Raw genomic sequence first — 12,340 nt, forward strand, 5'->3', positions numbered from 1 at the left:
GCGACCCCGGGTTCGGGCCCAGCGGGTTTCCCCTGCCGTGGACGCACCTTGGGGGCTTTACCGATGCTTCACCCCGCGGACAAATTGCAACGCGCCGCCCGTGGCCCAATGCGCCTTCGGAGCGGCCGACCCGCCGCCCGCCCTTCAACGCTCTGCCCATGCACCTGCTTTCAGACGCGACGATATTCACCGAGGTCCGCTTCTGGGCGTTGGTGCTGTGCTCGCTGGTGCTGCCCGCCGCGATCTTCGTCACGCTGTTCGTGCGGCGCGAGTTCTCCAAGACCACCGTGCTGGCCTTCGGCCTGCTGCTGATCGCGCTGGCGGGCGCGGACATCTTCCTGCTGCGCGCACTGGCGCGGCTGGCGCAGGCCACGCCTTCGCTGGCGGACGACCTGGTCTTCTCGTCGGAGCTGTCGATCGCGCTGTACATCTTTCCGGCGGCGTTCGGCACCATCGGGCTGAACATGGTGTCGCACGTGCTCATGCACTACCTGAAGCAGAAGGAAGCGCGTTTCGAGGCCCACCGGCAGGCACCGACGTCGGCACCGCCAGGGCGCAGAGGGTCGCGCGTGCTGCGCCACCGTCGCGCGGCATCGCGCATGTCGCCCCGGCCGGGCTCGCGCACGGCGGCGGCGCGCCGTCCACCCGCCGACCGCTGAGGGCGATACCCGGCGGGTTTCCTCCGGCACCCACGGGGAACCGTGGGGTTCGACGCTGGTTGCCGCCAGAATCGAAGGATGCCCGCCACCATCCTGTTGATCGACGACCACGCGATGTTTCGCGAAGGCCTCTTCCTCGCGCTGCGCGAAGCCGAGCCTTCGATGACCGTCGCCACGGCCCGCAACGGCGCCGAAGCGCTCGAGGCGCTCGCCACCTTGCCCCGGCTCGATGCGGTGATGACCGACTACTACCTGCCCGACCTCGGCGGCGCGGCGCTGCTGGCCGAGCTGCACCGGCGGCGCGGCGGCCTGCGCATCCTGGTGCTGTCGGCCTCCGAAGATCCGCAGGACATCGACACCGCGCTCGACGCCGGCGCGCAGGGCTTCGTGCACAAGTCGGCCGACAGCCAGCAGCTCATGGACGCGCTGCGCCGCGTCATGGCGGGCGAGCAGAACGTGGTGCAGGCCTCGCCGGCGGGCGGTGCGTCGCTGCCCGTGCTGTCAACGCCCACCGACGTGCTGAGCACGCTCACGGCGCGGCAGGCCGAGGTGCTGCAGCTCCTGTGCGAAGGGCTGCGCAACGCCGAGATCGCGCTGCGCCTGGCCACCAGCGAGAAGACGATCAAGGCGCACATCTCGGCGATCTTCGGCGCGCTCGGCGTGACCAGCCGCACGCAGGCCGTGATTGCGGCGCGGCGCGCGGGGATGCTCGGGCGGCCGCGCTAGGGCCAACGCATCAGCGCGGCTGCTGCTGCGTCGTGCAGTGGATGCCGCCGCCGCCCGCGGCAATGGCGTCGATATCGAGCTGCACCACCTCGCGCTTGGGGAACAGCTCGCGCAGCAGCGCGCGGGCGTTGCCGTCGGCGCGCGCGTCGCCGAACTGCGGCGCAATGACGGCGCCGTTGCAGACATAGAAGTTGATGTAGCCCGCCGCGAACTCGTCCGACTCGTAGGTGTTGCGCAACGATTCCGGGCCGCGCAGCACTTCCACGCGCAGGCGCTGCCCGCGTGCATCGGTGGCCTGGCGCAGGATCTCCAGGTGGCGCCGGGTCACGGCGTGGTCGTAGGAGTCGGGGTCGTCGTCCAGGCCCGCGACCACCACGCCCGGCGCGGCAAAGCGCGCATAGAAATCGGTGTGGCCATCGGTGATGTCGCGGCCCGCGATGCCGGGCAGCCAGATGATCTTGCGCAGGCCCAGCAGGCGCTTGAGTTCGGCTTCGCAGGCCTCCTTGCGCAGGCCGGGGTTGCGGTTGGCATTGAGCACGCAGCTCTCGGTGATGATCGCCGTGCCCGCGCCGTCGACCTCGATGCCGCCGCCTTCGAGCACGAGCCGCGTGCGCAGGCGCTGCACCTCGGCGGCGTCGGTCACGTACTCGGCCACTTCGGCGTCGCGCGCATGCGACTGCTTGTTGCCCCAGCCGTTGAAGTTGAAATCGACGCCGGCCCATTCGCCCGCGCCGTTGCGCACGAACACGGGGCCGGTGTCGCGCATCCACAGGTCGTCCACCGGCTGCACCTCGAGCGTCACGCGGTTGCCGCACAGGCGCGCGGCCAGGTCGTGCTCCTGCTCGCGCACCAGCAGGTGCACGGGCTCGAAGGCGGCGATGGTGCGGGCGATCTGCGCCAGGTGTTCGCGCGCCGGCTTCAGCAGGCGCCGCCCCCAGACCCGTTCGCTGGGGCCGAAGGACATCCAGGTGGCGCGGTGCGCGTCGCCCTCGTCGGGCATGTGCCAGGTGTCGGGTGCTGCGGCCGTGGCCGTGGCGACCAGGCCCAACGAGGCCAGGGGCGCCAGGCCCATGCCGTGCAGCAGGCGGCGGCGGGTCAGGGGAAGGTGCATGTCGGTCTCCGGAATCAGGGGAGGGGGCGCGGCATCACGCCGGTTCCTGTTGCGTCGTGCAGTGGATGCCGCCGCCGCCCGCGGCGATGGCGTCGATGTCCAGCTGCACGATCTGGTGGCTGGGCAGGTGCGCGGCCAGCGCCGCGCGGGCTGCGCTGTCGGCCACGGCGTCGCCGAACTCGGGTAGGAACACCGCCTTGTCGGTGAGGAAGAAGTTGACGTAGCCGGCCGCGAACTCCTTGCGCGCAAAGGTGGGGCGCACCTGGCTCGGCGTCTTCAGCGTGACGATCTGCAGGGGGCGCCCGCGCGCGTCGGTGGCGCCGGTCAGCAGTTCCAGGTGGCGGTGTGTCACGGCGTGGTCGTACGATTTCGGGTCGGTGTCCAGCGCCGCCACGACCACGCCGGGCTTGAGAAAGCGCGCATAGAAGTCGGTGTGGCCGTCGGTGATGTCGCGGCCCGCGATGCCCGGCAGCCAGATGATCTTGTCCAGCCCCAGCATGCGCTTGAGCTCGGCCTCCGCGTCGGCCTTGCTGACGCCCGGGTTGCGGTTCTTGTTGAGCACGCAGCTCTCCGTGATGATCGCCGTGCCCTGCCCATCGACCTCGATGCCGCCGCCTTCCATCACGAGGCTGCTGCGCAGCAGCGGCACGCCCGTGAGTTCGGCCATGCGCGCGGCCACCGTGGCGTCGCGCGCATGGGCCTGCTGGTTGCCCCAGCCGTTGAAGTTGAAGTTCACGGCGGCGCGTTCGCCACGGGCGTTGCGCACGAAGACGCAGCCGGTGTCGCGCATCCAGAGGTCGTCGATGGCGTGTTCGATCAGGTGCACGTTGGAGCCGCACAGTTGGCGGGCCGTGGAAGCATCCGCGGGGTTCACCAGCATCTTGACCGGTTCGTAGACGCTGATGGCATTGGCGATGCGCGCCAGCGCCTGAAACACCGGCTGGCGCATCTCGGCGGTCCAGATGGATTCGCGCGCGGCGAAGGCCATCCACACGGCGCGGTGGGCGTCGCCTTCGTCGGGCATGCGCCAGCCGGACGCAGGTGCCGGGGCGGGTGCCGGTGAAGGGGTCGGCATGGGCACGGGGAAGGGCGGCAGCATGCCGCTGCCGCTCCCACCACCGCCGCCGCCACAGGCGGTCACGAGTCCACCGAAAAGGCCCAGGCCGCCCAGGCCCAGGAGAGTGCGTCGCGTTGTCATTGGAATCAGGGTTATTACTAAGTTCTAGGAAGCCCCGGATTCTGTCGACGCCTATCTATCTACACAATTGATGTCTTTTCAACCGATTGATCGATCTGGCTCATATCGAGGGCGTCTTCCTGCGCAAACAGCCGCAGGCTGTCGAACACCTCCCGCACCAGCGGCAGGCGTGAGGGGCCTTCGGCGCACGCGATCCAGAGGGTGCCCAGCGGCAGACTCGGGCTGTCCGGCAACCGCCGCAATTGCCCGGTGCGCAAGGCGTCGTCGGCCAGCAGCCGCGACACCAGCGCGATGCCCCGGCCGCGCAGCGCCGCGTCGAGCACCAGGCGCGGGTCGTCGTAGATCGCGGCCTTGCGCAGGCCGCCGAAATGCGCGCGGATGAAGGGGCCGATGCGGTCGCTCGTGAGGTCTTCTTCGAGGCACAGCAGGCCCAGGTTGGCGTCTTCGTTCTGAGCGGGCGGGCCGACGGCCACGAGTTCGTCGGTGAGCAGCGGCACCTCGAACACACCCTCTTGCCGCAGCGGCGCGCGGGTGATGGCGATGTCCACGTCGAGCTCGTCGATGAAGCGCGCGCTCTCGTCGACCGAGATGATCGGGCACAGGTCCGGGTGCGCCTGCAGCAACCGGTCCACCCGCGGCTGCAGCCAGCCGCTGGCCACGGGCGCGGGACACACCAGCGTGACGAGCCGGTCGTCCATGTAGGTCTCGATGCGGGCCAGCCCGTTGCGGATGTGCTCGAGCGACTTGCCCACACTGTCCAGCAGCAGGCTGCCCGCCACCGTCAGCTCCACGCCGCGCCCCTTGCGCCGGAACAGCGGCTGGCCGACCTGCTGCTCCAGCTGCGAGATCTGGTGGCTCACGGCGGACTGCGAGACGAACAGCTCTTCCGCCGCGCGCGAGTAGTTGCCCAGGCGCGCCGCCGCCTCGAAGCCGATGAGGAACTTGAAAGAGGGCAGCCGGGTGTTGGACATATGAATGGGGTCGATGAATTCAGCCAAGAAATGTCGCTTTTTCATCGAAGGAATTCAAGTCAGAGTGGGCGTCTCTGCAAATTCTTCTGAAGGACCCTTTGATTTCCAACGATTTCGACGCCCGCCGCGCCGGCCTGCACATGCCCGCCGAATGGGAGCCGATGGCCGCCACCTGGCTGGGCTGGCCGGTGCTCGACCACCGCGAAACCTTGTGGGGCGCGCACTACGACGCGGTCTGCCGCGCGTTCGGCCTGCTGGCGCGCACCATCGCGCGCTACCAGCGCTGCATCGTGGCCGCGCACGCACCGCTGGCCGACGCGGCCCGCGCGGTCTGCGGCCCGCAGGTGCGCGTGGTGCCCATCGCGGCCGAAGACAACTGGCTGCGCGACTGCGGTCCGATCTTCCTCGTCGACGCGCACCACGTGAGCCAGACCGCGGTGGGCTTCCGCTTCAACGCGTGGGGCGAGAAGTACCACCCGCACGACGGCTGCCAGCGCGCCGCCGCGGACATCGCCGCGCTGGCCGGCGTGCCGCTGGTGCGTTCGGACATGGTGCTCGAAGGCGGCGCCTTCTACGTGGACGGGCAGGGCACGCTGCTCACCACCGAGAGCTGCCTGCTGCACCCGAACCGCAACCCGGGCCTGCGCAAGCCGCAGATCGAGGCCGAGCTGCGGCGCATGCTGGGCGTGCAGAAGATCGTCTGGCTGCCGGGCCATGCGGCCGAGGTGGAGACCGACGGCCACATCGACGGCATCGCGTCGTTCATTGCGCCGGCCCGCATTCTTTTCAATGCGGCCGACCCCGACCAGGGCGACTACTTTCGCGCGATGCAGGAGAACCGCCGCGCGCTCGAACTGGCGACCGATGCGTGCGGCCGTCGCTTCGAGCTCCTCGACCTGCCCGTGCCGCGCGACGCGCACAACTACGGCAGCGCGCGCTTCTGCGACCTCTATTCGAACTACATCCTCGTCAACGGCGCGGTGATCTCGACCGCCTTCGGCGTGCCCCGCGATGCGCAGGCGCGCGAGGTGTTCGCGCGTGCGTTCCCAGGCCGCCGCGTCGAGCTGCTGCCCATCGATGCGATCTCGCTGGGCGGCGGCGCCGTGCACTGCTCCACGCAGCAGCAACCGATGCGGGGGAATCGCCTGGCCGCGCGCGGCTTCTAGGGCGCGATCAGCTGCGACACCGTCGCCTGCAGCTGTGCCGGGTCCACCGGCTTGTGCAGCATCTGCCAGCCGCGTGCCGCCACGTCGCTCAGGCGCCGGGGATCGGTGTCGCCGCTCACGATCAGCGCGGGAATGGTGTCGTCGTTGTATTCCTCGTGCAGGCGGTCGACCACGTCGATGCCGGTCTCGCCCGCGCGCAGGCGGTAGTCGCTGACGATGAGCGCCGGCTTGCCGGGCTGGCGCGCGGCCAGCGCCAGCAGCTCGTCGCCGCCTTCGGCCGCGATCACGCGCAGGCCCCAGCTTTCGAGCAGCAGCTGCAGGCCCAGGCGGCTTTCGCCGTCGTCCTCGGCCACGAGCACGAGGCGGCCGGTGTCGGCCGGCAGCGGCGCAGGCGGTGCCTCGGGCGCGGGCAGCGCCTGGCGCGCCAGCGGCACCGTCACCGAGAACACCGTGCCCCGGCCCACGCGCGAGCGCAGCGCCAGCGGATGGCCCAGCAGCGCGGCCGTGCGGCGCACGATGGCCAGGCCCAGGCCCAGCCCCTTGGTGCGGTCGCGCTCGGGGTTGCCGAGCTGGTGGAACTCCCAGAACACCTGCTCCTGCTCGGTGGGCGGAATGCCGGGGCCGGTGTCCCACACCTCGATGCGCAGCGCGTCGGCGCCCGCGCGGCGGCAGCCGATGAGCACGCCGCCGCGCGCCGTGTAGCGGATCGCGTTCTCCACCAGGTTGCGCAGCACGCGGTCGAGTAGGGCGGGGTCGGAGTGCACCACCGCATCGCCCGCGCGCAAGCGCAGCGACAGCGTCTTGCCCGCCGCCTGCGGCGCGAACTCCAGCTGGATCTGGTCGAGCAGGCGCGCCAGCGCAAACGGCCGCGCCTTCACGCGCACCACGCCCGCGTCGAGCCGCGAGATGTTGAGCAGGCCTTCGAACAGCAGCCCCATCGCCGCGGCGGCGCGGCCGATGCTGTCGACCACGTGCCGGCTCGCCGCCGGCAGCGCCTGCCCGCGCAGCACGCCCACGAACAGGCTCAGCGCATGCACCGGCTGGCGCAGGTCGTGGCTGGCGGCGGCAAGGAAGCGCGACTTGGCGAGGTCGCTGCGCTCGGCCGCGTCCTTCTCCAGGCGCAGCTGTCGCAGCAGGTAGAGGTTTTCGAAGCGCAGCTCGAGCGAGTCGACCTGCGTGCGGTACATGCGCTGCGCGAAGGCCAGCGTGACGAACAGGTAGAGCACGCCGGCCGCCGACATCACGCGCAGCAGCACGTCGTCGAGCGTGGCCATCGCGAGGATCGCGGGCGCGAAGTACGTCACCTGGAAACCGTAGAGCAGGCCCAGGTCGATGCAGTAGGCGTAGATCGCGCCCGTGCCCATGGTGAGCATCGCCACCACGATGAACATCTGCTGCGGCAGCGACACCTGCAGCATCCACCTCGCGAGCGGCAGCCCCCACAACAACCCGCCGAGCACCGCGCCGACCATCGCGCCGCGCCGCCAGCGCCGCAGCGCGCCCGGGTCGTGCTCGGCATGCCGGTAGCGCGCCACCTGCCACGCGCGCGCCGCGGTGAGTACCGCGTTGGCGCCGACCCAGGCCAGCAACTGCTCGTGCGCAACCGCGCCCCACAGTGCCACCACCACCAGCCCCGCCGTGAGCATCACGCCGAGCAGCGAGAACGGAAAGTTGCGTCGCAAGGCAGCCATGCGCGCGGCAAAGACGGGGTCGGCGGGCGTCGTGGGTGGGGTGGCGCTCATCGGTGTGTGGCGGGTGGGGGAGGTGGGATCGCCGAAGGTGGCGATCCCAAGGTAACGCGTGGCGTGGGGGGCGTCATGGGACTTTAGTCCAATGCGTGCGTTTGCCCGGTGTGCCGCAGGTGCATGGCATCATCGTGCGCCGCTTTCCACCACCTACCCATGTCCGCCGATTCCTTCGTCCGCCGCGTTCGCAGCCAGCTCGACCAGTTGTCCGCAACCGAACGCCAGCTTGCCGATTTCGTCCTGGAGTTTCCCGGCGAGCTGGCCAGCTATGCGGGCAATGAACTGGCGGAGCTGGCGGGCGTGTCGCCCTCCACGGTGAGCCGCTTCATCCGGCGCATCGGCTACGAGAACTACGAAGAGGCGCGGCGCCAGGTGCGCGAAGAAAAGCAGACCGGCTCGCCGCTGTTCCAGAACGCCACCGAAGCCTCCAAGCGCGGCCACCTCGTGGCCACGCACTTCCAGCAGTCGCAGGCCAACCTCGCGAGCACCTTCGAGCGCCTGAGCGACAAGCAGATGGCCGAGATCGTGAAGGCGATCATCGGCGCGGGGCAGGTGCTGATCTTCGGCACGCGCAGCAGCCACGCGTTCGCGCTGTACCTGCGCTGGCAGATCATCCAGGTGGTGCCGCGCGTCACGGCCATTCCGGGCCCCGGCGAAACGCTGGCCGAGCACCTGGCGGGGCTGGGCGAGCGCGACTGCGTGATCGTGTTCGGCACGCGCCGCCAGACCCGCCAGCTCGACACCCTGCTCGCAGGCGCGCAGCGCGTCGGCGCGAAGATCGTCTACATCAGCGATCGCGCCTCGCCCGATTTCGCGGGTGCCACCTGGTCGCTGCAATGCGACTGCCGCGGCCCGGGGCTGCTCGACAACCACGCGGCCGTGATGGGCGTGTGCGACCTGATCGCCACGATGGTGATCGAAGCCGCCGGCTCGGCCGGGCGCAAGCGGCTGGCGGCGATCGAGCTGGGGCACGAGGAAAACGGCGAGCTGTAAGAGGCCGCGCGGCTCCCGCGCCGGTTACTTCGCCGCTTCGTTGCGCGGCAACTGCGCCTTCAACAACTGCGCCATCTCCTTCTTGCGCGCCGGCGGCAGCCGCGGCGTGATGGCGCCGAAGCTGATCGCCGCCAGCGTGGTGGCCGACGCCGCGAACGTGCGCCCCACGCCCGACACCCCTTCGGTGAGCGTGTCCACGATGTCCGCATGGCCCGCCGCGCGCGTGCGCTTTACGGCCTGCTTCATGCGCTCGCGGGTGAAGCCGGCCTGCGCGTACTCGGCGGTGTGGCGCTCGAGGATGCGGTCGATCTCGGCGTCAGACAGCTCGGCCATCAGCGCCAGCCCGCCCGCGCCCAAGCCCAGCAGGCGGCGCCCGCCGACGTCGGTGGTGAACACCTTCACCGGAAAGTGCCCTTCCTCGCGGTGCAGGCACACGCAGTAGTCGCCCTGGCGGATCACGAGGAACACGGTGTCGCCCGACATGCGCGCGAGCTTTTGCATGAGCGCGCGGCACGAGTCCACCAGCGGCACGCGGCGCATCGAGGCGAAGCCCAGCTGCATGGCGTCGATGCCCAGGCGGTAGGCCTTGCCGTCGGGGTCGCGTTCGGCGAACTGCTCCTCGGCCAGGCACGACAGCAGGCGGTGCACGGTGGAGCGCTCCAGCCCCGAGGCGGCGATCACTTCGGTGAGCTTGATGCCTTCCTCGTGGTGCTCGGCCAGCAGGCGCAGCAGCTGCAGGGCGCGCCGCAGGCTCTGGGCGCCGGCGGTCTCTCTGGGTTCGTCCATATAGTGGGAGAAATGGAAGGTAATGTTTGGGATGCAGGAATTTAGAAGTCTAAACTGCCCCCGCCCCAGACACAGACCCGGAGACACACGATGGCGTACGACACCCTCGAAATCGAACACCACGGCGCCGTGCGCCGCATCCTGCTGGCCCGCGATGCCCAGCGCAACGCCCAGAGCCAGCAGATGCTGGACGAGCTCATGGCCGCCTTCGACGACGCCGCGCGCGACGACACGGTGAACGCCGTGGTGCTCGGCGGCAAGGGCGCGCACTTCTCGGCCGGCCACGACCTCAAGCAGGCGCAGGCCGAGCGCGCGAACTTCACCGTGGAAGAGCGCTGGGCCTACGAAGAGCTGCGCTACTTCGACTACTCGATGCGCATCTGGGACTTTCCCAAGCCCACCATCGCACAGGTGCAGGGCGCCTGCGTGGCGGGCGGTTTCATGATCGCCAACATGTGCGACCTGGTGGTCGCGGGCGAGTCGGCCTTCTTCAGCGACCCCGTGGGCCACACGCTCGGCGCGGCGGCCACCGAAGTGCTGATCCACCCGTGGGTGATGGGCGCGCGCAAGGCCAAGGAAATGCTCTACACCGGCGGCAAGCTGTCGGCGCAGGAGGCGCATGCCATCGGCATGGTGAACCGCGTCGTGCCCGATGCCGAACTGGCCGACGCCGCGCTGGCGCTCGCGCAGCAGATCGCCAAGGCGCCGCCGTTCGGGCTGCGCCTGATCAAGCGCTCGATCAACCGCACGCTCGATGCGCAGGGCCTGCGCACCGCGCTGGCCGCGCACTTCGACACGCACCAGCTCTCGCACCTGAGCGAGGGCTTTCTCACGGCCCGCGACCGCGGCCTGGCCTCGGCCATCCAGAAGAACCCCGCCTCCGCCTGAACGAAGATGACCTTGCACCGTCTCGAACCCCTGCTGAACCCGGCCTCGATCGCCGTGGTCGGCGCCAGCGGCAATGCCGCGCGCATCGGCGGCATGCCGCTCGCGCACCTCACGACATTCGGCTACCGGGGCGCGATCTACCCGATCAATCCGAAGTACGAAGAAGTCTTCGGCCTGCGCTGCTGGCCCGACCTCGAAGCGCTGCCCGCCGCGCCCGACCTGGTGGTGCTCGCGCTGGCCGCGGGCGAGGTCACGCCGATGCTGAAGCGCTGCCAGGCGCGCGGCGTGCGCGCCGTCATCGTGTATGCAGCGGGCTTTGCTGAAGCCGGTGACGCGGGCGCCGCGTTGCAGGCCGAGCTGGAGGCCTTCGTGGCCACCACCGACATGGTGGTCGCGGGCCCGAACGCCATGGGCTTTGCCAACCTCAACACGCAGGCCCACACCAACTTCGCCTCGGTGTTCAGCACCGCGCCGATGCAGCAGGGCCCGGGCCGCGTGAGCCTGCTCACGCAAAGCGGCAACGTCTGCGCCGCGGTGTACGCCATTGCGCGCCGGCTGGGCGTGGACTTCAGCCACTTCATCAACACCGGCAACGAAGCCTGCGTGGACTTCGCGCAGTACCTCGAATACCTGGCGCAGGACGACGCCACCGAAGTGGGCATCGGCTACATCGAGGAGCTGCGCGACGGCCCGCGCTTCATGGAGGCCGCGGCCGAGTTCGTGCGGCGCGACAAGCTGCTCATCCTCTACAAGGCCGGCGAGACCGAGAAGGGCTCCGAGGCCGTGCGCTCGCACACCTCGGCGCTGGCGGGCGACCAGCAGATCTACCAGGCGGCGTTTCGCCAGCTCAACATCATCCAGAGCCACGACTTCGCGCAGATGGCGCAGCTCGCGCACCTGGCCGGCTACCGGCACCGCAGCGCGGGCAAGCGCGTGGCGATCATCACCATCTCGGGCGCGCTGGGCGCGATCCTGGCGGACAAGTTCATCGGGCAGGGGCTCGACGTGCCCACGCTGCCGCAGCCGCTGCAGGACCAGCTGCGCGCCGGCATTCCCGATTACGGCATGGTCTCCAACCCGGTCGACGTGACGGGCAACGTGGTGAACGACCCCGGCTTCGTGCGCACCGCGATGGAAGCGCTGGCCGTGTCCGACGCCATCGACGCCATCGTGGTCTACGCGCCGGGCTACATGCTCGACCGCATGGCCGACGACCTGTGCGCCGTGGCCGACAAGCACCCGCGCCTGATCGTCGCCATCGACACCGGTGCAGCGAAGACGCGCGAGCAGTTGCGCGCGGGCGGCGTGCCCGTGTTCGAGGACATCGGCGTGGCCGTGTCGGCGCTGTCGCCCTTTCTGCTGTGGCAGGAGCGGCGCAAGCACAACCCCTGGCTGCAGGTGCGCAGCCAGCCCGCGCCCGCGCGCGCCGCGCTGGCAGGGCGGGCCGACGAGCACACCACCAAGCGCTACCTCGCAGAGTTCGGCGTGCAGCCGGTCGACGAGGCCGTGGCGCGCACGGCGGACGAAGCCGCGGCCGTGGCCGAGCGGCTGGGCTTTCCGGTCGTGCTGAAGGTGCTCAGTGCCGACATCGCACACAAGACCGAGGCCGGTGGCGTTCGCCTGCGTCTCGGCAATGCACAAGAGGTGCGCAAGGCCTTCGACGAGGTGATGGTCTCGGCGCGCGCCTATGCGCCCACGGCGCAGATCGCCGGCGCGCTGCTGCAGAAGATGGAAGCAGGGCAGGCCGAGCTCATCCTCGGCGCCACGCGCGACCCGGTGTTCGGCATGACGCTGACCGTGGGCCTGGGCGGCGTGCTCACCGAGCTGTACAAGGACGTGAGCCACCGCGTGCTGCCGGTCGACGAAGCCATGGCGCGCGACATGCTGGGCGAGCTCAAGGCCTTTCCGCTGCTCACGGGGTATCGCGGCCGGCCGCTGGGCGACGTCGAGGCCGCGTGCCGCGCCATCGCCGGGTTTTCACGCGCCGTGCTGGCGCTGCAGGAACAGGCAGACGAGGTCGAAGTCAACCCGCTGCTCGTGAAGGAACAGGGCCAGGGCGTGCGCGCGCTCGACGCGCTGGTCCTGGCTTCGTAGACA

At 70.2% G+C, this 12,340-nt stretch carries 11 protein-coding genes; 6 read left to right on the forward strand and 5 right to left on the reverse strand.

The window, feature by feature from the left end:
* The first annotated feature begins 158 nt into the window (after positions 1 to 158).
* Together ACAM42_RS13055 and ACAM42_RS13060 are read left to right on the forward strand one after the other, a co-directional pair.
* Positions 159 to 659 (forward strand): hypothetical protein, encoded by a 501-nt coding sequence (locus tag ACAM42_RS13055; protein ID WP_369632249.1) that lies wholly within the window; start codon positions 159 to 161, stop codon positions 657 to 659.
* 78 nt (positions 660 to 737) lie between these two features.
* Positions 738 to 1,385 carry a response regulator transcription factor gene (locus ACAM42_RS13060; RefSeq protein ID WP_095947324.1) on the forward strand — a complete coding sequence of 216 codons (648 nt, stop codon included), beginning with the start codon at positions 738 to 740 and terminating at the stop codon, positions 1,383 to 1,385.
* A 10-nt stretch (positions 1,386 to 1,395) separates the two neighbouring features.
* On the opposite strand, the gene ACAM42_RS13065 is transcribed toward ACAM42_RS13060, so the two are convergent.
* The 3 genes from ACAM42_RS13065 to ACAM42_RS13075 are packed head-to-tail and all read right to left on the reverse strand — an operon-like array spanning position 1,396 to position 4,665.
* Positions 1,396 to 2,496: an agmatine/peptidylarginine deiminase gene (locus tag ACAM42_RS13065; RefSeq protein ID WP_369632250.1), complete on the reverse strand. Its 1,101-nt coding sequence runs from the start codon at positions 2,494 to 2,496 to the stop codon at positions 1,396 to 1,398.
* 34 nt (positions 2,497 to 2,530) lie between these two features.
* On the reverse strand, positions 2,531 to 3,694 hold the full coding sequence (locus ACAM42_RS13070; protein ID WP_369632251.1) for an agmatine/peptidylarginine deiminase: 1,164 nt from the start codon (positions 3,692 to 3,694) through the stop codon (positions 2,531 to 2,533).
* 59 nt (positions 3,695 to 3,753) lie between these two features.
* Positions 3,754 to 4,665 (reverse strand): LysR family transcriptional regulator, encoded by a 912-nt coding sequence (locus ACAM42_RS13075; RefSeq protein WP_369632252.1) that lies wholly within the window; start codon positions 4,663 to 4,665, stop codon positions 3,754 to 3,756.
* A gap of 98 nt (positions 4,666 to 4,763) precedes the next feature.
* Here ACAM42_RS13075 and ACAM42_RS13080 point away from each other — a divergent pair, with 98 nt between their 5' ends.
* Positions 4,764 to 5,831 carry an agmatine/peptidylarginine deiminase gene (locus ACAM42_RS13080; RefSeq protein WP_369632253.1) on the forward strand — a complete coding sequence of 356 codons (1,068 nt, stop codon included), beginning with the start codon at positions 4,764 to 4,766 and terminating at the stop codon, positions 5,829 to 5,831.
* Here the strand turns inward: ACAM42_RS13080 and ACAM42_RS13085 are convergent.
* Positions 5,828 to 7,573 (reverse strand): hybrid sensor histidine kinase/response regulator, encoded by a 1,746-nt coding sequence (locus ACAM42_RS13085; protein WP_369632254.1) that lies wholly within the window; start codon positions 7,571 to 7,573, stop codon positions 5,828 to 5,830. The two genes, ACAM42_RS13080 and ACAM42_RS13085, sit on opposite strands and share 4 nt — an antisense overlap.
* Before the next feature lie 159 nt (positions 7,574 to 7,732).
* On the opposite strand from ACAM42_RS13085, the gene ACAM42_RS13090 reads away from it, so the two are divergent.
* On the forward strand, positions 7,733 to 8,569 hold the full coding sequence (locus tag ACAM42_RS13090) for a MurR/RpiR family transcriptional regulator (RefSeq protein WP_062480494.1): 837 nt from the start codon (positions 7,733 to 7,735) through the stop codon (positions 8,567 to 8,569).
* 24 nt (positions 8,570 to 8,593) lie between these two features.
* Here the strand turns inward: ACAM42_RS13090 and ACAM42_RS13095 are convergent, their stop codons facing one another.
* Positions 8,594 to 9,355: an IclR family transcriptional regulator gene (locus tag ACAM42_RS13095; protein WP_369632255.1), complete on the reverse strand. Its 762-nt coding sequence runs from the start codon at positions 9,353 to 9,355 to the stop codon at positions 8,594 to 8,596.
* A 90-nt stretch (positions 9,356 to 9,445) separates the two neighbouring features.
* Between ACAM42_RS13095 and ACAM42_RS13100 the strand changes: the two genes are divergently transcribed.
* Entirely contained in the window at positions 9,446 to 10,243 is a 798-nt protein-coding gene (locus ACAM42_RS13100) for an enoyl-CoA hydratase (protein WP_070059491.1), read from the forward strand.
* Between the two features lie 6 nt (positions 10,244 to 10,249).
* Entirely contained in the window at positions 10,250 to 12,337 is a 2,088-nt protein-coding gene (locus ACAM42_RS13105; protein WP_369632256.1) for an acetate--CoA ligase family protein, read from the forward strand.
* Positions 12,338 to 12,340 lie beyond the last annotated feature (3 nt).

This window comes from Variovorax sp. V35, from assembly GCF_041154465.1.
Classification (GTDB): domain Bacteria; phylum Pseudomonadota; class Gammaproteobacteria; order Burkholderiales; family Burkholderiaceae_C; genus Variovorax; species Variovorax boronicumulans.

Bases quoted from the DNA above. Each gene is read 5' to 3' on its own strand.
- ACAM42_RS13070 (WP_369632251.1), bottom strand. From the start codon at position 3,694: ATGACAACGCGACGCACTCTCCTGGGCCTGGGCGGCCTGGGCCTTTTC.
- ACAM42_RS13065 (WP_369632250.1), bottom strand. From the start codon at position 2,496: ATGCACCTTCCCCTGACCCGCCGCCGCCTGCTGCACGGCATGGGCCTG.
- ACAM42_RS13090 (WP_062480494.1), top strand. From the start codon at position 7,733: ATGTCCGCCGATTCCTTCGTCCGCCGCGTTCGCAGCCAGCTCGACCAG.
- ACAM42_RS13105 (WP_369632256.1), top strand. From the start codon at position 10,250: ATGACCTTGCACCGTCTCGAACCCCTGCTGAACCCGGCCTCGATCGCC.
- ACAM42_RS13075 (WP_369632252.1), bottom strand. From the start codon at position 4,665: ATGTCCAACACCCGGCTGCCCTCTTTCAAGTTCCTCATCGGCTTCGAG.
- ACAM42_RS13060 (WP_095947324.1), top strand. From the start codon at position 738: ATGCCCGCCACCATCCTGTTGATCGACGACCACGCGATGTTTCGCGAA.
- ACAM42_RS13055 (WP_369632249.1), top strand. From the start codon at position 159: ATGCACCTGCTTTCAGACGCGACGATATTCACCGAGGTCCGCTTCTGG.
- ACAM42_RS13095 (WP_369632255.1), bottom strand. From the start codon at position 9,355: ATGGACGAACCCAGAGAGACCGCCGGCGCCCAGAGCCTGCGGCGCGCC.
- ACAM42_RS13100 (WP_070059491.1), top strand. From the start codon at position 9,446: ATGGCGTACGACACCCTCGAAATCGAACACCACGGCGCCGTGCGCCGC.
- ACAM42_RS13085 (WP_369632254.1), bottom strand. From the start codon at position 7,573: ATGAGCGCCACCCCACCCACGACGCCCGCCGACCCCGTCTTTGCCGCG.